At 64.5% G+C, this 22,872-nt stretch carries 26 protein-coding genes, 1 tRNA gene and 2 pseudogenes; 15 read left to right on the top strand and 14 right to left on the bottom strand.

The window, feature by feature from the left end; genetic code table 11:
• The first annotated feature begins 107 nt into the window (after positions 1 to 107).
• The 3 genes from dnaA to AAG612_RS12710 all read left to right on the top strand — a co-directional run bounded on the left by dnaA (position 108) and on the right by AAG612_RS12710 (position 2,882).
• Entirely contained in the window at positions 108 to 1,565 is a 1,458-nt protein-coding gene (gene dnaA, locus AAG612_RS12720; RefSeq protein ID WP_342510637.1) for a chromosomal replication initiator protein DnaA, read from the top strand.
• Positions 1,566 to 1,674: 109 nt separating this feature from the next.
• Entirely contained in the window at positions 1,675 to 2,112 is a 438-nt protein-coding gene (locus AAG612_RS12715) for a DUF983 domain-containing protein (protein ID WP_342510635.1), read from the top strand.
• 2 nt (positions 2,113 to 2,114) lie between these two features.
• The gene (locus tag AAG612_RS12710; RefSeq protein WP_425341861.1) at positions 2,115 to 2,882 is read left to right on the top strand and encodes a HesA/MoeB/ThiF family protein; all 768 of its coding nucleotides are present in this window, start codon (positions 2,115 to 2,117) and stop codon (positions 2,880 to 2,882) included.
• On the opposite strand, the gene AAG612_RS12705 is transcribed toward AAG612_RS12710, so the two are convergent.
• Positions 2,871 to 3,572, bottom strand: a complete 702-nt coding sequence (locus AAG612_RS12705) for an NAD-dependent deacylase (protein ID WP_342510631.1) — start codon at positions 3,570 to 3,572, stop codon at positions 2,871 to 2,873. The genes AAG612_RS12710 and AAG612_RS12705 overlap by 12 nt on opposite strands.
• A 33-nt stretch (positions 3,573 to 3,605) precedes the next feature.
• Here AAG612_RS12705 and dapB point away from each other — a divergent pair, with 33 nt between their 5' ends.
• From dapB to AAG612_RS12685, 4 genes are read left to right on the top strand one after another with little or no spacing between them, the layout of a single operon-like run.
• Positions 3,606 to 4,334, top strand: a complete 729-nt coding sequence (gene dapB / locus AAG612_RS12700) for a 4-hydroxy-tetrahydrodipicolinate reductase (protein WP_342510629.1) — start codon at positions 3,606 to 3,608, stop codon at positions 4,332 to 4,334.
• Positions 4,331 to 4,858 (top strand): hypothetical protein, encoded by a 528-nt coding sequence (locus AAG612_RS12695; RefSeq protein WP_342510627.1) that lies wholly within the window; start codon positions 4,331 to 4,333, stop codon positions 4,856 to 4,858. The genes dapB and AAG612_RS12695 overlap by 4 nt, the downstream gene beginning before the upstream one ends.
• Before the next feature lie 13 nt (positions 4,859 to 4,871).
• Positions 4,872 to 5,522, top strand: coding sequence for an endonuclease III (nth, locus tag AAG612_RS12690; protein ID WP_342510625.1), 651 nt, complete (start codon positions 4,872 to 4,874; stop codon positions 5,520 to 5,522).
• Between the two features lie 34 nt (positions 5,523 to 5,556).
• Entirely contained in the window at positions 5,557 to 5,997 is a 441-nt protein-coding gene (locus AAG612_RS12685) for a hypothetical protein (RefSeq protein WP_342510623.1), read from the top strand.
• 3 nt (positions 5,998 to 6,000) lie between these two features.
• On the opposite strand, the gene AAG612_RS12680 is transcribed toward AAG612_RS12685, so the two are convergent.
• The 3 genes from AAG612_RS12680 to dapE all read right to left on the bottom strand — a co-directional run bounded on the left by AAG612_RS12680 (position 6,001) and on the right by dapE (position 8,833).
• The gene (locus tag AAG612_RS12680) at positions 6,001 to 6,351 is read right to left on the bottom strand and encodes a hypothetical protein (protein ID WP_342510621.1); all 351 of its coding nucleotides are present in this window, start codon (positions 6,349 to 6,351) and stop codon (positions 6,001 to 6,003) included.
• On the bottom strand, positions 6,344 to 7,624 hold the full coding sequence (locus tag AAG612_RS12675) for a dicarboxylate/amino acid:cation symporter (RefSeq protein WP_342510619.1): 1,281 nt from the start codon (positions 7,622 to 7,624) through the stop codon (positions 6,344 to 6,346). Before AAG612_RS12675 ends, AAG612_RS12680 begins: the two co-directional genes overlap by 8 nt.
• A gap of 78 nt (positions 7,625 to 7,702) precedes the next feature.
• Positions 7,703 to 8,833, bottom strand: coding sequence for a succinyl-diaminopimelate desuccinylase (dapE, locus tag AAG612_RS12670; protein ID WP_342510618.1), 1,131 nt, complete (start codon positions 8,831 to 8,833; stop codon positions 7,703 to 7,705).
• A 29-nt stretch (positions 8,834 to 8,862) separates the two neighbouring features.
• On the opposite strand from dapE, the gene AAG612_RS12665 reads away from it, so the two are divergent.
• Positions 8,863 to 9,354: a cupin domain-containing protein gene (locus AAG612_RS12665; RefSeq protein ID WP_342510616.1), complete on the top strand. Its 492-nt coding sequence runs from the start codon at positions 8,863 to 8,865 to the stop codon at positions 9,352 to 9,354.
• Here the strand turns inward: AAG612_RS12665 and AAG612_RS12660 are convergent.
• From AAG612_RS12660 to AAG612_RS12625, 8 genes are all read right to left on the bottom strand, one after another.
• Positions 9,351 to 10,274 carry a S1/P1 nuclease gene (locus AAG612_RS12660; protein WP_342510613.1) on the bottom strand — a complete coding sequence of 308 codons (924 nt, stop codon included), beginning with the start codon at positions 10,272 to 10,274 and terminating at the stop codon, positions 9,351 to 9,353. The genes AAG612_RS12665 and AAG612_RS12660 overlap by 4 nt on opposite strands.
• Complete coding sequence (locus AAG612_RS12655; RefSeq protein ID WP_342510611.1) at positions 10,235 to 10,915, bottom strand: glutathione S-transferase family protein; 681 nt, start codon at positions 10,913 to 10,915, stop codon at positions 10,235 to 10,237. Before AAG612_RS12655 ends, AAG612_RS12660 begins: the two co-directional genes overlap by 40 nt.
• A 74-nt stretch (positions 10,916 to 10,989) precedes the next feature.
• Entirely contained in the window at positions 10,990 to 11,592 is a 603-nt protein-coding gene (gene yihA / locus AAG612_RS12650; RefSeq protein ID WP_342511205.1) for a ribosome biogenesis GTP-binding protein YihA/YsxC, read from the bottom strand.
• 50 nt (positions 11,593 to 11,642) lie between these two features.
• Complete coding sequence (gene yidC, locus AAG612_RS12645; RefSeq protein ID WP_342510608.1) at positions 11,643 to 13,421, bottom strand: membrane protein insertase YidC; 1,779 nt, start codon at positions 13,419 to 13,421, stop codon at positions 11,643 to 11,645.
• Between the two features lie 55 nt (positions 13,422 to 13,476).
• Positions 13,477 to 13,695, bottom strand: a complete 219-nt coding sequence (yidD, locus tag AAG612_RS12640) for a membrane protein insertion efficiency factor YidD (RefSeq protein WP_342510606.1) — start codon at positions 13,693 to 13,695, stop codon at positions 13,477 to 13,479.
• Entirely contained in the window at positions 13,692 to 14,078 is a 387-nt protein-coding gene (gene rnpA, locus AAG612_RS12635; protein ID WP_342510605.1) for a ribonuclease P protein component, read from the bottom strand. Before rnpA ends, yidD begins: the two co-directional genes overlap by 4 nt.
• A 106-nt stretch (positions 14,079 to 14,184) precedes the next feature.
• On the bottom strand, positions 14,185 to 14,319 hold the full coding sequence (gene rpmH, locus AAG612_RS12630) for a 50S ribosomal protein L34 (protein WP_010235936.1): 135 nt from the start codon (positions 14,317 to 14,319) through the stop codon (positions 14,185 to 14,187).
• A 105-nt stretch (positions 14,320 to 14,424) separates the two neighbouring features.
• Positions 14,425 to 15,228: an alpha/beta hydrolase gene (locus tag AAG612_RS12625; RefSeq protein WP_342510603.1), complete on the bottom strand. Its 804-nt coding sequence runs from the start codon at positions 15,226 to 15,228 to the stop codon at positions 14,425 to 14,427.
• Between the two features lie 214 nt (positions 15,229 to 15,442).
• On the opposite strand from AAG612_RS12625, the pseudogene AAG612_RS12620 reads away from it, so the two are divergent.
• From AAG612_RS12620 to AAG612_RS12610, 3 genes and pseudogenes are all read left to right on the top strand, one after another.
• Positions 15,443 to 16,174, top strand: a pseudogene (locus AAG612_RS12620) (magnesium chelatase domain-containing protein); the annotation flags it as partial.
• A 65-nt stretch (positions 16,175 to 16,239) separates the two neighbouring features.
• Positions 16,240 to 16,671, top strand: coding sequence for a hypothetical protein (locus AAG612_RS12615; RefSeq protein WP_342510601.1), 432 nt, complete (start codon positions 16,240 to 16,242; stop codon positions 16,669 to 16,671).
• A 264-nt stretch (positions 16,672 to 16,935) separates the two neighbouring features.
• A tRNA-Ala gene (locus tag AAG612_RS12610) sits at positions 16,936 to 17,026 on the top strand.
• 240 nt (positions 17,027 to 17,266) lie between these two features.
• Here AAG612_RS12610 and AAG612_RS12605 read toward each other — a convergent pair.
• Positions 17,267 to 18,220, bottom strand: coding sequence for an IS1595 family transposase (locus AAG612_RS12605; RefSeq protein ID WP_342510599.1), 954 nt, complete (start codon positions 18,218 to 18,220; stop codon positions 17,267 to 17,269).
• 103 nt (positions 18,221 to 18,323) lie between these two features.
• Between AAG612_RS12605 and AAG612_RS12600 the strand changes: the two genes are divergently transcribed.
• From AAG612_RS12600 to AAG612_RS12590, 3 genes and pseudogenes are all read left to right on the top strand, one after another.
• Positions 18,324 to 18,551 carry a DUF6471 domain-containing protein gene (locus tag AAG612_RS12600; protein WP_342510598.1) on the top strand — a complete coding sequence of 76 codons (228 nt, stop codon included), beginning with the start codon at positions 18,324 to 18,326 and terminating at the stop codon, positions 18,549 to 18,551.
• Complete coding sequence (locus AAG612_RS12595; protein ID WP_342510596.1) at positions 18,512 to 19,465, top strand: hypothetical protein; 954 nt, start codon at positions 18,512 to 18,514, stop codon at positions 19,463 to 19,465. Before AAG612_RS12600 ends, AAG612_RS12595 begins: the two co-directional genes overlap by 40 nt.
• A 78-nt stretch (positions 19,466 to 19,543) precedes the next feature.
• Positions 19,544 to 20,335: pseudogene (locus AAG612_RS12590) on the top strand (YifB family Mg chelatase-like AAA ATPase); the annotation flags it as partial.
• A gap of 360 nt (positions 20,336 to 20,695) precedes the next feature.
• Here the strand turns inward: AAG612_RS12590 and AAG612_RS12585 are convergent.
• Positions 20,696 to 21,562 carry a hypothetical protein gene (locus AAG612_RS12585; protein WP_342510594.1) on the bottom strand — a complete coding sequence of 289 codons (867 nt, stop codon included), beginning with the start codon at positions 21,560 to 21,562 and terminating at the stop codon, positions 20,696 to 20,698.
• A 199-nt stretch (positions 21,563 to 21,761) separates the two neighbouring features.
• On the opposite strand from AAG612_RS12585, the gene AAG612_RS12580 reads away from it, so the two are divergent.
• Entirely contained in the window at positions 21,762 to 22,868 is a 1,107-nt protein-coding gene (locus AAG612_RS12580; protein WP_342510591.1) for a glutathione S-transferase family protein, read from the top strand.
• Positions 22,869 to 22,872 lie beyond the last annotated feature (4 nt).

Below are 22,872 nucleotides of genomic sequence, written 5' to 3'. Positions count from 1 at the left end.
CGCAAATCATGCGATTGCGGCAACGGGCAGGCTGTATGCATCGGTTATGCGGTGACGAAATCCGGGGGCGATAGGCGCTTCCGGAAACGGAGGTTTAGTAGCAGGTTATGGCACGGATTTCGGACAACTCGGGCCCCGCGCGCAAGCGCTCCAAGGGCGACGGCGAAGACGATATGGAGCGCGTCGCGCTGACCGCCGACTGGGACGATATCAGTGCCGGCCTGCGCAAGGACCTGGGCCATCAGTTGCACAGCCAGTGGATCAAGCCGGTCCAGCTCGGCGAGTTCGACTCCGCCACCGGCACGCTCCAGCTGTTCCTGCCTTCCGAATTTGCTGCCGAGTGGGTGCGCAAGCATTTCGCCGATCGCCTCTCGCTTGCGTGGAAAATCATGCGCTCGGAGATCAAGACCGTCGCGATCGAGGTTCACCCGAGCCGCAAGCGCATGGCCGACATATCGCTGAGCGATTCGCGTCGCCCCGCCAATGACGGGCCCGACCTGCGCGTGGTGCCCGACGGGGGCTTCGGCGATCCGGGCTTCAGCTCGGTCGGCCTCGACGCCTCGCTTACCTTCGCCGCCTTCGTCACCGGCGATGCCAACGTGCTCGCCCGCAACGCCGCGCAGCGTATGGCCGCGAACGAGAAGCCGCAATTCTCGCCGCTCTACATCAAGGCCGCCACCGGCCAGGGCAAGACGCACCTGCTCCATGCTATCGGCCACCAGTTCCTCGGCCAGCACCCGCGGGCGCGCATCTTCTACTGTTCGGCGGAGCGCTTCATGGTCGAGTTCGTCCAGGCGCTGAAGCAGAACCGGATGATCGAGTTCAAGACGCGCCTGCGCGGGTTCGACCTGCTGCTGGTGGACGACCTTCAGTTCATCATCGGCAAGGCGAGCGCTCAGGAAGAGCTGCTCTATACGATCGATCACCTTTTGTCGGAGGGCAAGCGACTGGTCTTCGCCGCCGACCGTGCGCCGCAGGCGCTCGATTCGGTCGAACCGCGTCTGCTCAGCCGCCTCTCGATGGGCCTGGTCGCCGACATCCAACCCGCCGACCTCGAACTGCGCCGCTCGATCCTCGAATCGAAGCTGACCCGCTTCGCGCCTTTGAGCGTGCCCGACGATGTGGTCGATTTCCTCGCCCGCACGATCACCCGCAACGTGCGCGAGTTGGTCGGCGGCCTCAACAAGCTGATCGCCTATGCCCAGCTGACCGGCCAGCCGGTTTCGCTGCAACTGGCCGAAGAACAGCTGACCGATATCCTCTCGGCCAACCGCCGCCGGATCACGATCGACGAGATCCAGCGCACGGTCTGCCAGTTCTACCGCCTCGACCGCTCGGAAATGAGCAGCAAGCGTCGCACGCGTGCGGTGGTCCGCCCCAGGCAGGTCGCGATGTACCTTTCGAAGGTGCTCACCCCGCGCAGCTACCCGGAAATCGGGCGCAAGTTCGGCGGACGCGACCACTCGACGGTGATCCACGCGGTCAAGCTGATCGAGGATCTGCGCACCCGCGATGCCGATATGGATGGCGACGTGCGCAGCCTGCTGCGCCAGCTCGAGAGCTGAGCCCCTCCCCTTCCGGCACGCAGCCGATCGACATCTTGCGAACCGCCTATCGACGGCCCTTCCACAGGGCTGTCGACAGGAAGTGCACAGGCTGCCAACAGGCTTGTCCATGGTCGAGCCACCCCACCCCCACGCCCAGCCGAAGCTCCCTGCCGCGGTGGGTGAGGCGCTGCTGCGCGGCGTGCGCGGCACGTGCCCGCGCTGCGGCGAAGCGCCGCTGTTCCGCAAATGGCTCAAGCCGGTCGATACCTGCGCGCATTGCGGGCAGGACTGGTCGATCCAGCAGGCCGACGATTTTCCCGCCTATATCGGCATCTTCGTGGTCGGCCATCTGCTGGCGCCGATCGTGATCGCTATGATCGGCAGTTTCGGCATGTCGGCGTGGCTCACGCTAGCGATCATCCTGCCCGTCGCGGTCGTCATGCTGATCGCGATGCTCCATCCGACCAAGGGCTCGGTGATCGCGTTCCTCTGGTGGCAGGGAATCGGCGGCTTCCGGCAAGAGCGACGCCCCCCGGGTTCGGACGCGGGCCCGGACGAGCCGTGAGCATGCCTCCTGAACGACTCGAGCGGTTCGCACGCCATATCGTGCTGCCCGAAGTCGGCGGCGCGGGGCAGGCGGCGCTGGCGCAAAAGCATGTTGCGCTGGTCGGCCTCGGCGGGATCGGCAGCCCGGTGCTGCAATATCTCAGCGCGGCCGGCATCGGGCGCTTCACGCTGATCGATGCCGGCGATGTCGAACTTTCCAACCTCCAGCGCCAGACGATCTACACCACCCGCGACATCGGCCATGCCAAAGCGGTCGCCGCGCGGCGCTGGCTCGCCAATTTCGACGGGGCGATCCCCGCAGATGTTTATGACGACCGGATCGATCCGGCGAACGCCAGGCGGCTGATCGAAGGCGCGGACCTCGTGCTCGACGGGACCGACAATTTCGCGACCCGGCTGGCGGTGTCCGATGCCTGCGTGAGGGCGGGCGTTCCCTTGCTGAGCGCCGCCGTCGGCCGTTTTCAGGGCCAGGTCGGCGCTTTCGCAGGGCACCTGCCCGACCAGGCCTGCTATCGCTGCTTCGTCGGCGATGCCTTCGACGCCGACGATTGCGACACCTGCGCGGAGGACGGCGTGCTGGGCGCGATGGTCGGCTGGGTCGGCAGCTTCGCCGCGATGCAGGCAATTCGCGTGCTGCTGACGGGCGCGGGCAGCCTCGGCGATCCGCACTGGGCAAAGCTCTACCTGATGGATGGGCTGGACCCCGAGATGCGCAGCTTCAGGATCGCCAAGGACCCGGCATGCAAAGGATGCGGCTCAGGCGCCTAGCACCTCGTCCACCCAGGCGGGGACCAGCTCGCCCGCCCTGCCCTGCCGCGATTCGTCGAACCAGTGCGAGCCTTCGCTGCGCTCTAGATTGAGTTCGAGCGTGCGCGCGCCTGACGCCGCAGCCTCCTGCACGAAGCCTGCTGCAGGATACACCGCCCCGCTGGTCCCGATCGAGACGAACAGGTCGGCCCGCGCGAGCGCGTCGTAGATGCGCCGCATCTGGTAGGGCATTTCGCCGAACCAGACGACATCGGGCCTCAGCGCGGGGGCGCCGCACGCCAGGCACGCGGGCGCATCGCTCAGCGGACCGTCCCAGCGCGAGCGCGCGCCGCATGCACCGCACAGGGCGCTGAGCAATTCGCCGTGCATGTGCAGAACGTCCTGTACGCCGCCCCGCTCGTGCAGGTCGTCGACATTCTGGGTGACCAGCAGCAATTCGTGCGGCCATTCCGCTTCGAGTCGCGCGAGCGACCGATGCGCCGCATTGGGCTCCACGGTGGCCAGCGCCGCGCGGCGGGCATCGTAGAAACCCTGCACCAGCGCTGGATTGCGCGCGAATGCCTCGGGCGTTGCCACATCCTCGATTCGGTGCTTTTCCCACAGGCCCCCGGCATCGCGGAAGGTGTCGATTCCGCTTTCGGCGGAAATTCCTGCGCCGGTCAGGATGACGATGTTGCGAATGTCTGCCATGCACCCATCAAACACTCACGAAGCGAGAGCGCAATGGCGGCAATCGGAATCATCGGGCGCGAAGGGCGCATGGGGCAGGCAATCGCGGCGGCGGTCGAAGCGAGCGAGCACAAGCTGGCAGGCGGAGCCGACAAGGGCGAGGATGTCGCAGGGCTCGCCGATGCCAGCAATGCTCTGATCGACTTTTCCGCGCCCGCCGCGCTCGAGGGCAACCTGCACGCCGCGATCGGCGCCGGAATCCCGATCCTGATCGGCACGACCGGGTTAGAGGATCGCCACCACCGCGCGATCGACGAGGCCGCGCATGCCGTTCCGGTGCTCCAGACAGGCAATACCTCGCTCGGCGTGACCATGCTGGCCAAGCTTGTGCGCGAGGCGGCAGGCGCGCTGGGGCCAGGCTGGGATATCGAGATCGTCGAGATGCATCACCGCAACAAGGTCGATGCGCCCAGCGGTACCGCCTTGCTGCTCGGCGAGGCGGCGGCGAATGCACGCGGCGTCGACCTGGCCGACAATGCCGAACGCGGCCGCGACGGGCACACCGGCGCGCGCGGCGACGGCGCCATCGGTTTCGCGAGCCTGCGGGGCGGCACGGTCGCGGGCGAGCACAGCGTGATCCTGGCGGGCGAGAACGAACGTATCGTCCTGTCGCATGTCGCCGAGGATCGTGCCCTTTTCGCACGCGGTGCGCTCACCGGTGCGGCGTGGCTGATCGGGCGCGAGCCGGGGCGCTACACGATGGAGGATGTGCTGGGGCTGTGAGCAAGGTGACGGCGGCGGCGTGCCGGTGGCGCGAGGAAGGCGGCGGCGAGGATGCGGCCGCGCGATGTCTCGCCTTTCTCGAAGAGGTCGGGCTCGAAGTCGACTGGATCGGCGAAGACGACGAAGCGCAACTGCTCGACGGGCTTGCGATTATCGGCGGGCGTCTGTTGATCGATCCCGGCACCCCTGTCTGGCCAAGCGATCTGCTGCACGAGGGCGGACATATTGCTGCCGCAGCACCCGAAGATCGGGCCACGCTCGGCCCGATCGAACCCGATCCGACCGACGAAATGATGGCGATCGCCTGGTCTTTCGCAGCGGCGCGTCAGTGCAACCTCGCGCTCAAACAGCTGTTCCACTCGGGCGGGTATCGCGACGACAGCGCGAAGCTGATCCAGTCCTTCGCGACCGGGCATTATATCGGCGCGCCCATGCTCGGCTATTACGGGATGTGCGCCGACATGCAGACCGCGCTGGAGCAAGGCGTCCCGTCCTTCCCCAACATGATCCGCTGGCTGCGGTGAGGCGCGTCGATCGATGACCAAAGACCAGATCTTCGAGTTCTTCCGCCGTCTGGCCGAAGGCAATCCCGCGCCCGAGACAGAGCTGGAATATGGCAACCCGTACCAGCTGCTGGTCGCGGTAACGCTGAGTGCCCAGGCGACCGATGTCGGCGTCAACAAGGCGACGCGCGCGCTGTTCGCGCAAGTGCAGACGCCTGCACAGATGCTCGAACTGGGCGAGGACGGGCTGAAGGATCGCATCAAGACGATCGGCCTGTTCAACTCCAAGGCCAAGAACGTGATCGCGATGGCGCGGCTGCTGGTGGATGAACATGATGGCGAGGTGCCGCAGACGCGCGAGGAATTGGTCGAGCTGCCCGGCGTGGGCCGCAAGACCGCCAATGTGGTGCTCAACTGCGCCTTCGGGCAGGAGACCTTCGCAGTCGACACGCATATCTTCCGCGTCGGCAACCGCACCGGGCTTGCCAAGGGCAAGACGCCCGAAGCGGTCGAGGCAAAGCTGGAGAAGCGTGTGCCCGGCCCCTTCCGCCTGCATGCACATCACTGGCTGATCCTGCACGGGCGCTACACCTGCAAGGCGCGCGCGCCCGAATGCTGGCACTGCGAGCTGGCCGACCTGTGCAGCTTCCGCAAAAAGGTGCTAGAACCGCCCAAGGGCCGCTAAACAAAGCGTATTCAGTGCCCGAGGAGAGCACAACATGAAGCTGGCATTGGTATCTCTGGGTTCGCTGGGCGCCCTCGCCGCGCTCGCCTCCTGCGCACCGGTGGGCGACCGGTCGCTCGACTTCCGCAATGTCGCGGACGACCAGCCGGTGCGGGTGCTGGGCGAAGCGGAGAGCTGCATCACCACCTCCGCCCTGCGCGAAACGCGCGTTCGCGACGAGCAGACGATCGATTTCGAGGTCGCGGGTGGCAAGGTGTATCGCAACACGCTCCCCTCGCAATGCCCGCGCCTCAGCTTCAATCGCGGCTTCACCTACGATACGCCGACCGGGCAGCTGTGCCGGGGCGAAGTGATCTACTCGATCGAGCGCGCAGGCGCCGATCTGGAGCGCGGCGTTGCCTGCGGCCTCGGCCAGTTCGTGCCGATCGAATATGTCGAACCGGTGAGCGACGCGCCGGCGACGATGGGTGAATGAGGGCTAAAGGCAGCCACCACAGCAGTGGCATCCCCACACCAGTGTAAAAACGAAGATCGCTGCTGCACCAAGTGGGACATACAGCGCGCTCAATCCGGCCTTCATCCATCGGCCAACCGGCAAGAAATGAATTCCAACGATTCCTGCGATCAGGAAGCCTGCCAAGGCCAACCACCAGCCGTTATCACCTAGCCAAGCCGCGACCGTACCTTCGGACGGGCCCGATTTGCTGAAATCCGGGGGCGCAGCGAAGATGATGATTGCCGCGATTGGCAGGACCACGACGAGCAGGAAGCAGACGGCAATTCGCCATGCCTTCTCGCCTGCCGAGTAGCTACGCTCCTCGCTAAACATCGTCCGCGCTGGCGAGCTCGGCCTTGTCGATCTCGCCCAGCATGGTGGCGGTCGCGACGGTCACGGTCGCATCGCCGGTGACGTTGGTGGCGGTACGCATCATGTCCATGATCCGGTCGACACCCGCGACAAAGGCGATGGTCTCCAGCGGCACGCCCACGGCGGTGAAGATCGCGCCCATCATGACGAGCCCGCCGCCCGGAATGCCCGCCGCGCCGATCGAGCCGACCGTCGCCAGAAGCGCGATCATGCCGTAGTCGCCCCAGCTCAGGTCCACCCCGAAAATCTGCGCGCCGAACAAGGTCGCCAGTCCCAGATACATCGCGGTGCCGTCCATGTTGATGGTCGATCCCAGCGAAACGATGAAGCTCGACGTGGGGCGGCTGACACCGAGGTTGCGCTGCGTGCAGCGCAGGGTCACGGGCAGCGTCGCGCTGGAGCTGGCGGTGGAATAGGCAACCGCGATCGCATCGATCATCCCGCGGAAGAAGCCGATCACCGAGACCCGCGAGAGCAGCAGGATAAAGACGTACATCACGAAGATGATCAGCAGGCAGCCGCCGTAGTTGAGCGCGACCAGCTTGCCGAGCGCGGTCACGGCATTGAGGCCGAGCGTGCCGACCACCCACGCCATCAGCGCGAAGACGCCGAACGGGGTCAGCTCCATCACCACCATGGTGATCTTCTGGAAAATCACCGCGCCCGCGTCGAAAGCACGGGCCACGGCCCCCACGGCGCCCCTGGTGGCGCCGGGAGTGTCCACCGTCTCGCTATCCTCATCCCGCTTGGCCAGCAGGATGCCGATACCGACCAGCAGCGAGAATACGATCAGCGGCAGGACGTTGACGTCCGCCATCACCTTTACCGGGCTGACCGGGATCATCGAGCGCAGCATCTCGCGCCATTCGAACGGCGCGGGCTCGGGCACCGGCCCCATGTCGATGCCCGAGGTGTCGAGGCCGACACCGGGCATGAAGAAGGTGCCGAGGCCCAGCCCCAGCCACACCGCGACCTGTCCGGTCACGACGAACAGCAGGATCGCGCGCCAGCCTACGCTGCCGAGCTTGCCGAGATCGCCGATGGCGGCGACGCCGCCCACGATGCTGAGGAAGATCAGCGGGACGATGAGCATCTTGATGAAGTCGATGAAGATATCGCCGACGATCTTGATGCTTTCGGCCCCGGGGCCCCAGAAATATCCGGCAACCGCGCCGAGGATCAGCGCGAGCAGCACGCGCGCCCACAAAGGCGTCGCAAACCAGAGCTTGAACATTGGTGTCCCCTAGAAATCCCTTGGCGGCATAGTGCCGGGGCGCGAGGGGCGCGGCAAGTGGGCGCGTTCGCTATGCCCTCAATTGTGGAGCGCGGCGCGGGCAATGCGCGCATAAACCCGCGCGAGCACCGCGAGATCCGCGACCGCCACCGCCTCGTCGCGCTTGTGCATCGTCGCGTTGACCAGGCCGAACTCGATCACCGGACAGACGGCCCGCAGGAACCGCGCATCCGACGTGCCGCCGGTGGTCGAGGCTTCGGGAGCGATCCCGGTCTCCGCTTCCACGGCAGCGCTGACCATGGCGGAGAATTCGCCCGGCGGGGTAAGAAAGGGCTCGCCCGAGATGACCGGGTTCACATCGACCTGGTGCTTGGCGCAGATCGCGGTGACCTTCTCGCTCAGGCTCGCGCCCGAATGCAGGTCGTTGAAGCGGATCGAAAGGCGCGCGCGCGCTTCGCCGGGGATGACGTTATGCGCCGGATTGCCGACCTCGATGTCGGTAATCTCCAGATTGCTCGGCTGGAACCAGTCGGTCCCTTCGTCCAGCCTGAGTGCCTCCAGGTCTGCCATCGCAGCGACGAGGCGCGGGATCGGATTGTCGGCCAGATGCGGATAGGCGACATGGCCCTGCGTGCCCTTGGCGCTCAGCCACATGTTGACCGATCCCCGCCGGCCGATCTTCATCATATCGCCCAGCCGGTTGACGCTGGTGGGCTCGCCGACGAGGCACAGATCGGGCTGGTGACCAGCCTCCTCCATGAAGTCGATCAGCGCACGGGTGCCGTGCAGCGCAGGCCCTTCCTCGTCGCCGGTGATGATGAAGCTGATCGTCCCGGCATCGGCGGGAATATCGGCGACGGCGGCGACCATGCAGGCAATCGCGCCCTTCATGTCGACCGCCCCGCGTCCGTAGAGGAGGTCGCCTCTTATCTCCGGTTCGAACGCACCGCTGGCCCAGCCCTCGCCCGGTGGCACCACGTCGAGATGGCCCGCAAAGGCGAGATGCCTGCCGCCTCCTTCGCGAATGGCAAAGAGGTTTTCGACCGGCGCTTCGTCCGTTCCAGCAGCGCCTTCACCGCGGCTAAAACGGTGCACAACGAAGCCTAGCGGTATCAGCATCGCTTCGAGAGCGTCGAACACTGCGCCGGTGGCCGGGGTGACGCTGGGTGCGGCGATCAGCCGCTTGGCGAGGTCGAGAACATCGGTCATGCTCCGAGCGCTAGCAGGAGACTTCGCCGATGCCCAAGCTCGATCTTGATGCGATCCCTCAGACCAACGCCACCGGCTACCCGGCGCCCTTCGACGATGAGGTTCAGGGACGCTGGTATCGCCGCCTCGCGCCGGTTGCCGGGCTGACCCGGATGGGGGTGAGCCATGTGACGCTCAAACCCGGCGCCTGGTCGAGCCAGCGGCACTGGCACCGCGAGGAGGACGAGCTGCTGGTGATGCTGGAAGGAGAGGCCGTGCTGGTCGAGGACCCCGGATCGGGGTCCGGGGCAGGCGACGGCGAGAGCATCGTGCGCCCAGGCGATGTCGTTGCATGGGCGGCGGGCGCGAAGAACGGCCACCACCTCCAGAACCGCAGCGATGCCGATTGCATCTTCGTGGCGATCAGCGCGGGTCCGAAGGACAAGGACTCGGGCGAATATCCCGATATTGATATGGTCTTCGATGCCGAGGGCTATGCGCGAAAGGACGGCACGCGCTACGCTGCAAAGCGCACGCCCTAGTCGCGGGTCGGCTCGGGCAGCGGGCCGGGCTCCATCGCCCTGTCGAGCAGGTCCGCAATCCGCAGGCCCGCCTGCGTCACGCGGCGCTGCGATACCGGGATCGCGGCCTCGATATCCTCTTGCGTCAGCGCGGTCTTATCGGGCAGCGGCCCGTCGAGCGGGCTGCGGTCGAAGGCATTGGGATAGACGAAGTCGCGCGCGGTCTCCCAGCTTTCGCGGCCCCAGTCGGCCGGTTCGCCACCCGCCAGCTCGGCACGTTCGGCAGCACTGTAGCGGCGGACCAATGATGTCCGCGCGGATGTGATCGCGCGTTCGGCCAGCGGACCGTCCCAGATCCAGTGCAGGTTCAGGCCAGGGGCGATGCCATAGGCCGCTTCGCGGTCGTTCCCGCCCCGGTCGTCGAGATCGCCCGAATGCAGCGGCATGTGGATGTCGCCCGCGAAATGGACCACGAAGGCGAGCGCTTCCAGCCGGACATTGTCGGGCAGGCTCTCGTCGGCAAGGATGCGGAAATTGCGCGTCACCTGCGCGCTGACGCAATTGCCGCCGGAGCAGTTCTTGCGCACGTCGTACTCCTCGGTCACAGGCTCGGTCTGGTAATGCCAGGCGGAGGTATAGCCCCAGCGCCAGCCCTCGCGGCGGATGCAGTCGGGCCAGGTCGCCGCCTCGACCAGATTGCCCAGAGCGCAGTCGGGCGTGCCGATCAGCCGCTCGGCAGCGAACAGCCAGTCCAGCTTGGTGCGCGTCTCCGGCTTGATATTGGCGAGCGCGATTTCGGCGGTAATGCCGTGGGCGTAGAAGCCCCAGGCCGAAAGCGGTGCGGGCACCACCAGCGCAACCAGCGCCAGCAGCGCGATCAGGCGCGTTCTCAGCAGGTTTCTCAGGCCGTCGGCACGCTTTCGTATTGTTCGATCACCCATTGCTCGTCCTCGGCTGCGGCGATCCATTGCTGGAGCCAGTCGTGGGTCCAAACCGCCTGCATGTAGCTTTGCGCGAAGCCCGGTACACCGAAGCCATAGGTGATGAAACGGCTGACGACGGGCGCGTAAAAGATATCCGCCGCGCCGAAGGTGCCGAACAGGAACGGCCCGCCACTGCCGAAGCGCGCGCGTGCCTCTGCCCACAGGCCGAGGATGCGGACCACGTCGTGCCTGGTGGTCTCCGAAATCTTCACGTTCTCGTGCCGGACACGGATGTTCATCGGGCATTCGCGGCGCAGCGAGAGGTATGAGCTATGCATCTCGGCCACCATCGCGCGGGCCATCGCGCGGGCCGCATCTTCCTTGGGCCAGAACCGATCGCGTCCGACCTTGTCGGCCAGGTATTCGAGGATAGCGAGACTGTCCCACGCCACGGCGTCGCCATCGGCATCGCCGTCCCACAGCACGGGCACCTTGCCCGACGACGGGGTGAGATCGCCTTCCGCGCGCTTCTTCGCTTCCCAATCCTCGCCGAACATCGGCACCAGGATCTCGTCGAAGGAGAGGCCCGACTGCTTGCACGCAAGCCAGCCGCGCAGGCTCCAGCTGGAATAGTTCTTGTTGCCGATGATCAGTTTCATAGCGTTCCGGACCGGGCCTTCGTCTCTCGGTACACGCGCCTAGAGCGAGCCCTGCGCAGTGTCGAGCTTTCAGCCTATGGCGTCAGCGCGTCGGCCACCAGCGAAGCGCGCAAATGCGCGATCCCCTGTCCCTTTTCGGCACTGGTCAGGTGGATTTCCGGGAAGGCGGCGGGGTGCTTCTTCGCTTCGGCGGCCACCTTTTCGTGCGTCTCCGTCAACGCGCTGGCCTTGATCTTGTCGCTCTTGGTCAAGACGATGCGGTAGCTCACGGCCGCTTCGTCGAGCATCTTCATCATCGCGCGGTCGTTGTCTTTGAGCCCATGGCGGCTGTCGACCAGCACCAGCGCGCGCGCGAGCACGGGCCGCCCGCGCAGGTAGGTGCGCACGAGGCCCTGCCATTTCTCGACCACCGACTTGGGCGCCTTGGCAAAGCCGTAGCCCGGCATGTCGACCAGCCGGAACCGGGTGGGCTCGCCGACCTCGAAGATGTTGAGCTCCTGCGTGCGGCCCGGCGTGACCGAGGCGCGCGCGATGCCCTTGCGCATGGTCAACGCGTTGAGCAGCGAACTCTTGCCGACATTGGAGCGACCGGCCAGCGCAATCTCGGGCACGGTCGGTTCGGGCAGGAACCTGAGCTGCGGTGCGCTCAGCAGGAATTCGACCCGGCCCGAGACCATCCGCGCGGCGGCGACTTCCTCGGGCGTCTGCGGGCCCTGGCCGTGCGCGCTCACGCTTCGGCCTTCGAGCCGTCGGATGCCTTGTCCGCCCGGGCTTTCGCTTCCTTCTCCGCCTTTTCCTTATCCATCGCGGCCTTGAGCTGCGGATGCTTGGAATAGAGGTATTTCTGCTGCGCCAGCGTCAGCAGGTTGGACGTGTTCCAGTAGAGCAGCAGGCCAGCCGCAAAGGGCGCCATGACGAACATCAGGACCCACGGCATGATGCTGAAGATCTGCTGCTGCATCGGGTCCATGCTCGACGGATTGAGCCTGAAGGTCAGCCACATCGTGAAGCCGAGCAGCAGGGCGAGCGGGCCCAGCGCGAGGAAGCCCGGCACCTCGTAAGGCAGCATGCCGAACAGGTTGAGGACATGCGCCGGATCGGGTGCGGAGAGATCCTTGATCCAGAAGATGAAGGGCTGGTGCCGCATCTCGATCGCGAGGACGAGCACCTTGTACAGCGCGAAGAACACCGGAATCTGCAGCACCATCGGCAGGCACCCCGCGACCGGATTGACGCCGCGTTCCTTGAACAGCTTCTGCATTTCCTGCTGCTGGGTGACCTTGTCGTCCTTGTGCTTCTCCTGCAGCTTTTTCATGTCCGGCTGGATCGCCTTCATGCTCGCCATGCTGGCAAAGCCGCGCTGTGCCACCGGGAACATCAGACCGCGTACGCAGCAAGTCAGCAGGATGATCGCGACGCCGAAATTGCCGACCAGGTCGAACAGCGTGCGCAGCAGCCACAGGATCGGCTTTTCGAACCAGCGGAACCAGCCCCAGTCGATCGCGAGGCCGAACTGCGCGATGCCCGCTTCCTGATAGGCGTCGAGCACCTGGCTTTCCTTGGCACCGGCAAACAGCTGCGAGGTGCGCGTCATCTGTCGCCCGGGGCGCAAGGTCATCGGATCGTAGATCATGTCCGCACGGAACAGATCATTGCCGAGCGAGCGGAAGCCCGTATCCAGCCCCGCGCCACCTTGGGGGACGAGCGCGCCCAGCCAGTAGACATCGGTGAACCCGAGCCAGGCCGGATTCGCCGCGCCGGCGATCGCGGTCTCTTCAGCCAGATCGTCGTAATCGGGGCCGTAATCGACCGCGCCGTCGAAGCTGCCGATCGGGCCGGAGTGCGAGATCCAGGTGCTCTGGCTGGCGGTCAGACTGGTGCGGGTGATGGTCGCGAAGGGGGACACCACCACCGGCCCGGCGCCATAATTGGCCACGGTCTGCTCGGCGGTGATCATGTAATTGTCGTCGATCGACAGGCGGATGAGGAAGCGCTGCCCCTCGTCATTGTCCCACCGCAGGTCGACCGGATTGCCCGGCGAGAGCGTGTCGCCACTCGCCTGCCAGACGGTGCTCGCATCGGGCACATTGGTGCCTTGGCCCACGAAACCGAATTGCGCGAAGTTCTGGATCGGCGTGCCCGCAGGTGCGAACAGCTGCACCGGGCCGCTATCCTTGTCGACGGTCGCGCGGTGATCCTTCAGTTCGATATCGTCGACGCGTGCGCCGACGAGGTTGATCGATCCTTCGACGCGCGGGGCTTCGATACGGACCCGGTCGCCCGAGGCCAGCGCCTCCTCCAGGTCCACCGCCTGCTGCGCCACACTGGGCGCGGTGCCGGTTTCATTGGCGATTTCCTGGGCCGCGCGCTGTTCGGGCGTGGTCGCACGCTCGACCTGCTCGGTCTCGGGCGGAGCCGGATAGAAATAGCTGATCGCCGAATCGTACAGCAGGATCATGAGGCCGCACAGAACGACGGCGAAGATGAGATTGCGCTGGTTGTCCAAGAAACTGCGGTCCTGCTAGCTATTCAAACGGTGAAAATGGATGGCTGGGCATCGGCTAGGGTACCGGATCGTGCCCGTGCCCGCCCCACGGATGGCAGCGCATTATACGCTTGAAGCCCAGCCATCCACCCTTGATTGGCCCATGCTTCTCGATCGCCTCGATGGCGTATTGCGAACAGCTTGGCTGGAACCGGCAACTGGGCGGAAGGATCGCGCTGGGGCCGATCTGCCACCCCCGGATCAGCAGGACCATCGCGCGCTTGACCGGCTTCATCGCACGCGCCTCCTGCGCGGGGGGCGACCGCGCTGGCCCTCGCCCCGCGCCGCGCGGCCCAGTGCGCCGGTCAATTCCTCGGCAAGCTTGGCGAAATCACGCTCCACTCCGCCTTCGCGGCCGATTAGCACGTGGTCGTGATCGGGCAGCCCCCTGGTGGGAAGGTGCGCCCACAGAAGCTCGCGAAAGCGCCGTTTCATCCGGTTGCGGACGACGGCATTGCCGATCTTCTTGGTGACGGTGATGCCATAGCGCATGCCCTGCCCGTCATTGGGCCGCACCAGCAGCACAAAACCGGCCATCGGCACTCGCAGCCCGCGATTCGCCGCAAGGAAATCCGCCCGCTTGGTGAGCACATTCTTGGCGGTGACGGGTGAATTCATGGCGCTTAGATAGGCAAACGGGCCCCCGATTGGGAGCCCGCAAGCACATCAACTTGTCTCGTGGGTCGACCGCGATGCGCAATGCACCGCAGGCATCCCTACCGAATCAGGCGCAAAGCTTCTTGCGGCCACGCTTGCGGCGTGCGGCAAGAACCTTGCGGCCACCGGTGGTCGCCTTGCGTGCGAAAAAGCCGTGGCGACGCGCACGAACGAGATTGCTGGGCTGGAAAGTCCGCTTCATAATACCCTCGAAAAAACAGGCAAAAAATGGATCGACCAACCGCGCCCGGCGCGAATCGGCCCAAAACTGTTCCGACCATAAGGCCGGAGCTTCAAGCGCGCGCTACTACGGGGTGGCCGCGCTTACGTCAAGATAGGCGATCCGCGGCGCATTGTCGTTGGCAGCCTGTCCGATCGTCCGCGCCAGCCAGCCGCGCATGTCGCCCGCGTCGAGCCAGCGCGCCCGGGCATGCGGCGCCTGGTTGGTCATCGCGTAGAAGCTGCGCGCGCCATCGGCGCTCATCCCCATTTCGCGGTAATAGTCGAGGTAATAGCGATGCTCGGGCGCACCTTCGGGGAAGTCGCTCGCCTCGCGCCCGCGATTGTCGCGCCACGAATGGACCGCGAAGCGCGCGCCGTCCTCGACCTCGCGCCGGGCCCCGGCAAGAAACAGCTCGACCGCGCCCGAACGCACCGATCCGCCGCGCGGCACCCGCGTGGTCAGCCCCGCCTCGCGGATCATCCGCCCGACGGCGAGGTTGGCGCGGTCGTTCTCGGTCCCCGGGGCCTCCACCAGATCGAGCGTTTCGAGCTGCGGATAGGCCCGCAACAGCGCGGCGAACTGCGCCGGGGTCGCCGTGTTGGTGGTGCCGACCAGCACCGCGCGGGTCGGGCCTACCACGCGGAACGGGCCGAAAGCGGCGAGCGCGGTAGGGGCGCTGGCGCGGAACGACGCGATCGCGCGGTCGGCGGTCTCATAGGCGATGCGCGGCTCGGCTTCTATGAAGTCTTCGGCATAAAGATAGGTGTCGGCAGGCTCGGCGTCGGCGAAGCGCGGATCGCTTTCGTCGATCCATTCCTCGGTGACGGTGACCTTTACCAGCCAGCCCTCGGCCTGGAGGGGGGAAGCAGCCAGGCCGAGGGTGGTCATGAGGGCCGGTATCAGGGGGGTTAGCCAGCGCACCGGCAACGTATTGCCGCCCGCCCCTTACCATCCCCACAGCAAAAGTGGTTTCCGCGCCGGTAACATTCTCCGATTCCATGAGAAACGCCGGAAATCCGCGGCCTCGACAAGCGGGCGGCAAAGCGGCAAAACATTGCCGGGGGGCACGGCAGTCGCAATGCCCCGGGGGGAGGGCCCGCTTGTGGTCGCACTGGTTCGCACGGTCGCCTATCTCGGGCTGGAGGCCCGCCCGGTCGAGGTGCAGTGCCAGCTCGCCTCCGGCTTGCCGCGCTTCAGCGTCGTTGGCCTGCCCGACAAGGCGGTGAGCGAAAGTCGCGAGCGGGTGCAGGCCGCGCTCGCCGCGATGGGCCTTGCGCTGCCGCCCAAGCGGATCACGGTCAACCTCTCGCCCGCCGATCTGCCCAAGGACGGATCGCATTACGACCTGCCGATCGCGCTCGCGCTGCTGGGTGCGATGGGCGTGGCGGACCGCGAACAGCTGGCGGACTTCGTCGCGGTCGGCGAACTCGCGCTGGACGGGCGGATCGTCGGCTCGCCCGGCGTGCTGCTGGCCGCGCTACATGCGAGCGAGGCGGAATGCGGGCTGATCTGCCCCGCCGCGCAAGGCGCCGAGGCCCGCTGGGCGAGCGGCATCCCGGTGATCGCAGCGCCCGATCTGGTCAGCCTGCTCAACCACCTCAAGGGCACGCAGCAGCTCGACCAGCCGCAGATCGGCGCGGTGGAGGATGCCCCGCCGGGCCCCGACCTCAAACAGGTCAAGGGGCAGGAGACCGCCAAGCGCGCGCTCGAGATCGCGGCCGCCGGGGGCCACAACCTGCTGATGAGCGGGCCGCCCGGTGCGGGCAAGAGCCTGCTCGCCGCTTGCCTGCCCGGCATCCTCCCTCCGCTCTCCCCGGCAGAGGCACTCGGCATTATGTAGCAGACGCACCAAGACGGGGATAGATGCCATCGCCTGTTATGCCCTATGTATCGGGGACGATGACAGACTATATGGTAGAGGGGTTGGTCAAGAAACGGGCTGCACTGGCGGGCGAGATGAAGCGCACGCAAGAGGCGCTATCCCGCATGGCCCGCGATCTTGAAACGCTCGACAACGCGATAAAGCTGGTGGCTCCTGAACTGGACATTCCGGCGATAGCGCCCAAGATGGTGCGTCCACCCGAGGATTGGTCCAAGCGCGGTGAAATGTCGCGTCAGATATTCGCCATCCTGCGTACGTCACAGCGTCCCCTCACGAGCCGGGAAATAGCCGCAGCGATGATCGTGCAACGCGGCATGGCTTCGACACCGCAGCTCCTGAACCTGATGACGCGCAGGGTAGCCACCAATCTACGGGACAGGCGCGAACAAGGGCTGGTGGTCAATCCCGAACAGCGCAGCGGGCAATATCTGGAATGGCAGATCGCCTAGAGCCAGCTAAGCGCCCACAGGGCCAAGCCTAGCAGCGACAGGGCTAGCAGCAGGGCAAATTCGAGACGGGTGCGCACTTTTTCCCAGAACAAAAGGTGTCAATTAGCGACCAGACGAGCAGGTCGCTAATTCTTGTCTAACGGAAAGTCAAGTTTTCTGCGGTCCCTGATTGGCAGGCACATATCGCAAACGATGATGTTCCTAGATTTCCTATTTCAGCCCCTTGCGGGCCATTCGCGAATCGGTCATACGGGTCCGGTCTCTGGCCCGATGGCGGAGTGGTCCAACGCATTCCCTTCGCAAGGGGAGGCCGATGTGGTGTCGGCGATCGAGGGTTCGAATCCCTCTCGGGTCTCGGAGGCAGGGTGGGATCACCACTACCACCCACTATAAACCGCGTTTGGCGGTTGTTAATGTCGTGCGCTTATTGTATTGAACGATAGACGCGCACGCCTGCCACACCACCTGCATCGCAGGGCAGTCTTGTGAAAGTCGAGCGAGCTACGGCTTGTCCTAAGTGAGAGACTTAGGTTGGAGACCCGCCAACGGTCAGAGACAATGGAAAGGCCCAGCGCTCTCGCTGGGCCTTTTTGCATTACCGCTGCCAATATCCCGCCCAAGTGCGACTCTGGCGGCTAGCCATCGCACCAAACGTCAGCTTCATCGCCTGCCCGCCGTTATCGACGCGGCGGTTATCCTCGCGCCATGCGGCTTCACCAGCATAGGCGTAGAGATACGGCCCCGCGATATGGTGGTGCGTGCCGGTTTCCATGCGGCGCAGGCGGCTGAAATAGCTCTCCGCTTGGTTGGTGCAGACACCTTCGTCCATGAACGCAACCGAGTGATTGACGCGGCGGGTATCCCAACCAGCATGCAGCGCATCCCAGCCCGACCCCTCGTCAGCGTAGATCGTGGCGAGGTTGGCAGCGTGGTCGCGCACGAACGGAACCGCATCGCCTTCGTTGCGGACCACGAAGGGAAGCGAGCGACCCTTGCGCTCACGCATGATGACGACGCACTGGCGCTTGCCCGAACGGTTGAGCGACAGGCGGCGGTCTTTGCGGTCGGCTTTGCGGTTTTCCGGCTTCACGTAGCCTCCGAAATAGCCGCCGTCGATTTCCACGACACCTTCCAGCTTCGCTTCCGCGAACTCGCGCTGCATCGCTTCGCGCAGCTTGTGAAACAGCACGAAGGCGGTCTTGTATTGAACGTCCAGATCGCGGCTCGCCTGTAGCGCGCTGATGCCCTTCGCGCCGTTCACGAACAGCACGATCGCTGCCAGCAGGTCTGTGTAGGACAGTTTGCGCGAGGCAAAGATAGTGCCGCTAGTGACGCTGAACTGGTGGTGGCAGGCAACGCACTTGAACTTGCGGCGCGTGCTGATGTGATAGCTTTCCGTGCAGCCGCAACGCGGGCAGATCGGCTCGCCATCGGTTTCAGGCCAGCGCATGTCACAGAACACACCGTAAGCCGCATCCTCGCCCATCTTGAAAACTTTCGCGAGAGAGAGGGTGCGAGCCTTAGCGGAGAGGAGGAAGTGCTGTGCCATTGTAACTATATCCGTTGCCTATGCATCGTCTATAGTGGCATTGACGTATCTTGTAAAGTGCTAATGCATCGTCTATGATGATATTTATCATCTAGGAGGCGACATGGCAGACGTGCAGGAAAAGCAATGGGAAGAGCGGGTCAAGACGCTCTTAAAGGTCGAGCTAAAGCGCCAGAACGTGACCTATGCCGAGCTGGTAGGAAAGCTGGCTGACATTGGCGTGATGGACTCTGAGCCGAATATCAGGAACAAGATCAGCCGGGGTAAATTCACGGCGGTGTTTCTTGTACAATGTCTGACAGCGATAGGGGTGACGGAACTGAGGATGTAGGCCGTGGCTTTGCTTTTCTCGTAACGATTGTCCTTTGCTGCCTGATAACTGCTGTTTTAACCTACGCTTGGATAAACAACGCCAGTGGCGACAGAGAGCGCGCCGCCCATTATCAGAGCGAAGCCAAGCATAACCAAGAGACCATCTGCATCGGTCGAACGGGCAGTCTGCTGGCGGAATGCCTTGAAAAACAGCGCGCAGCCGCTCGCGAAGCCTATCAAGCCGAGCAAGATTTGAACGCTCAGCGGAACATGGCGATCTGGGCCATGTGGATGGTAGTAGTAAGCATCATCACTGCTGGCGTCACTGTATGGGCGCTCGTCTATGTTCGAGGCACCTTGCTGGCCACTCGCGAAGCGCTCGCCGACACTAGCAAGGCGACTAAAGCCATGCAGGATGCCAATGCAATCGCCGATAAGGCGACGCGAGGCTGGCTTGAAATCAAGATAAATAAGATTGGTCCGGTAACTCGACACAAAACCGGAGAATTGAGCGTAAGAGTTGAAGCTGTCTACGCAAATCGAGGGAATTATCCTATCGTTCAAGGAAGTTTTGGAGCCCGAGTTTTCGCCCTTTTTGACCACGATGCCCCCTTGGCAAAGAGGATTGCTGATTATTTGGAGGGAAAGCGACGGAGCGGGCTTGCCACGGTCGCGCTGGCACCTGGCGGGACGGTAAATCTCCTTGTTGACGTCTACGTAGAGCCGGACCAAGTCCAAATAACCGATCGGAAGGGGGGGAGCGGTATTTTCCTTCAGGCATGGTTGGGCGGCACATACTACACTAAGGGTGTGTTCGGTTCGACTTTTGCAATCGCTATGCTCAAAGCTGTTGGTCGTGACGGCTTCCCCACCGCAGAGGGTGAATGGGTTCACGATGCCGACTACTTTCAAACCGGTAGCCATTTGTCCTAACACCCCGCAAACGATGACAACCGCCACCAGCAGCGCAGACAGACGCCTACGCATTGGTGCGCTTGCTACATAATGCCGGAGGCACTGGAGGTGAGCATGGTGCAATCGGTCGCCGGGCTGCTCGAGGGCGGGCGGATCAGCCGCGCGCGGCCGTTTCGCGCGCCGCACCATTCGGCGAGCATGGCGGCGCTGACCGGCGGCGGGCTGAAGGTGCGGCCGGGCGAGGTCAGCTTCGCGCATCTGGGCGTGCTGTTCCTCGACGAGCTGCCCGAGTTCCAGCGGCCCGTTCTCGATTCGCTGCGCCAGCCACTCGAGACCGGCAAGGTCGATGTCGCGCGAGCCAATGCGCATGTCACCTTTCCCGCGCGGGTCCAGCTGATCGCGGCGATGAACCCGTGCCGCTGCGGGCACCTCGGCGATCCCGCGCTCGCCTGCAGCCGCGCGCCCAAGTGCGCCGCCGACTACCAGAGCAAGGTCAGCGGCCCGATGCTCGACCGGATCGACCTGCATGTGGAAGTCGAGCCGGTCAGCGCCGCCGACCTCGCCCTGCCCCCACCCGCTGAAGGAAGCGACGAGGTCGCCGCGCGAGTACTTGCAGCGCGGCAGGTGCAGACCGCGCGCGCGAAGGAGAGCGGCGCGCGCACCAATGCCGAGCTCGACGGCGACATGCTCGAACGCTTCGCCACGCCCGACGAGGCGGGCCGCACGCTGCTGATGCAGGCGGCCGAGGCGATGCGGCTATCGGCGCGAAGCTACGTGCGGATGCTGCGGGTGGCGCGGACGGTGGCGGATCTCGGCGGCGCGGAGCAGGTCGGCCGGGTGCACGTGGCCGAGGCGCTGAGCTATCGACGGCAGGCGCCGCGGGCGTGACGGGCGGTTGCGGCGCGCCCGTGTAGGATCGCTGACACACCTGACACACTGTCTAAGAGGTAAAAACCGCCGGCCCTGACGGCGTAGATTTGCGGGGCGGATCGACGGTTTGAAAGAGCGCTATACGGGGTAGCCCCGTGGGGGCGTGTAGGACAGTGGGTAGAGGTCGTCAGCGCAGCAACACCGAGAAGCGAAATTGAAGGGAGGTTTCGAGTCCTCTTTCGAATTGCCAGCCATTCGGTAAGCAAAAGGAAAGAAGACTTTTCGGCCTTCAGTCCAGTCTGGTGATCGGTCAAAAACCGATCAGGCTTGGGAGCCGCGGCCTTATCACCAGCATAGTTCCCACATTATCTCACAGCTTCATTCTTCGCCCTCGTCGGGCAAGACTTCATGAATATGAAGGACGCGATAATAGCGCGGCAGATCATGTCGATCCAGTTCGACGTTAACGTCAACTCGAAAAGCTGCCTTAAAAGGGTTCTGGTTAGGATCGCCTTTCATGTCGTTAATGCGTGCCTGATCGAGTTCAGACGCGAAGTGAACGGGCAAAGCGTCCTTTGAAATCGAACGGATTATCGCTTTATCCGCGGTTCGTCCCACCGCTTTGGCATCGTCGGTGGAGGTTTGTTGGAAATACAGCAACACGTTCGAGTGATCCGCGCCCCCCCGGTAGTCTAATACCTTTTTCGCGATGAGTGCGCCTCTCTGAGCCTCAGCCGCCTCGTCGCTTGTCAGTTCGATTTCAGCATATACCTTGCGCCCGTCCGACGTTTCGGATCCAGCACGCGCACGCAAAGCGAACTTCCCGCTGCGGTTTTTGCCCACCACGCCCATCAGGTCGGCGATCGCTTGGGCGCCAGCCTTAGTTGTTTCTATCTCCGCTGCTCGAACTTCTTTAGCCTTGGACAAGCCCCTGAAATACGTCACCGTGTCACGAAAATTGCGAACATAATCAGTGAAGATGTTTTGGTAGTCCATCACGCTGTAGACCGCGCCGAGAATGGACGAGCCACCAGCCAATTCCGCGAGGATGCAGTTGGATTCGATTTTCGTGATGTAGAGCTTCACGTCCTCGACGTTTATTTTCTTACCATCAGACCGCGCTCGGTCGTGCAAGAAGCGCTTATAGTCGCGCCCAAGCCCCTGAAAGGCGAGGGTCAACTCGACCAATTCAACTGGCTCGTGAACATCAAAATGTATTTCGATGCGGTCGTCGCTATAGCTCATAATTCCCCCAATTTAGCGTCACGGACGCTAATACCCTCTGAACCAGCGAGCGCGGCAGGAGCGGTAGGACGTGCTGAATTTGAGTCAAGCGCTACCCATACGTGAGGGAATGCACTGCGAGATTAGGCGTGGCAGCATGGACCAGCAAGACACCTGCACCCCCCTTGACCTCCCCGCCCCCACGCGGGACCACCCCGGCATGACACAGCCCATCACCCTGTGGGGCCTGCCCCATTCGCTCTATACCGGCCGCGCGCGTTCCTATCTGCGCACGCAGGGGATCGCTTTTGTCGAGCGGCCGCCGACCGATCCCGACTTTGCCGCGCGGATCATGCCCGCGATCGGGCGGGCGATCATCCCGGTGGTCGAGCTGGCCGACGGCACGATCATTCAGGACACGGTCGATATCATCGACCATTTCGAGGGGGAGGACAGCGCGCCCGTCCCCCACCCCGCCTACCCCGGCGACGCGCGGTTGCTCGCGCTGGCGCATCTGGTCGAACTCTACGCGGTGGTCGCTCTGACGCGCCATGCGATGCATTACCGGTGGAGCTATCTGGCCGAGCAGGAGCTGTTCCTGCGCGATGCCTTTGCCACCGGCGGCGATGAAGAACGCGCCGAGGCGACGATGGCGCGGATGCATTCCTACCTGCCGATGCTGGGCGTCGATGCCGCGACAATTCCTGCGATCGAGGAAAGCTATGGCGAACTGCTTGCCACGCTCGATGCGCATTTCGCGGCCTTTCCCTTCCTGCTGGGCGCGACGCCGAGCATCGCAGACTACGCGCTGTTCGGGCCGCTGTTCGCGCATCTGGGGCGCGATCCGGTCCCGCTGGCGATCATGCAGAAGAGCGCGCCGCGCGTGTTCCGCTGGGTCGAGCGGATGCATGCGCCCGGCCTCGACCTGGTGGACTTCGCGCAGCCTGCGCCCGCATTTCCCGAGGACGCGCTGCCCGCAACGCTCCCCCCGCTGCTCGCGCAGATCGCGCGCGAGTTGACGCCCGACCTGATCGACCGGCTGGCCTTCCTGCGCAGCTATGTCGCCGAGCACAAGCCGCAGCCGGGCGAGCCGGTGGCGGACAAGCCGCACCGCCGCGTGATCGGGCAGGTGGAAACCTCGTTCCGCGACGTCGCCTATACCGGCGGCGTGCAGCCCTACACGGTCTTCCTGTGGCAGCGGCTGATCGCGGCAGGTCGCCACCCGGCGGCCAAGGCGCTGTTCGCGGAGCACGACCTTAGCCCGCTGGTCGACGTCGACCTGCCGATCCGCGTCGAACGGCGCGACAATATCGAAGTGTGGGGCTGAGGGC

This window comes from Citromicrobium bathyomarinum, assembly GCF_038594605.1.
GTDB lineage: Bacteria > Pseudomonadota > Alphaproteobacteria > Sphingomonadales > Sphingomonadaceae > Alteriqipengyuania > Alteriqipengyuania bathyomarina_B.
This window is presented reverse-complemented; position numbering and strand designations above follow the sequence as displayed.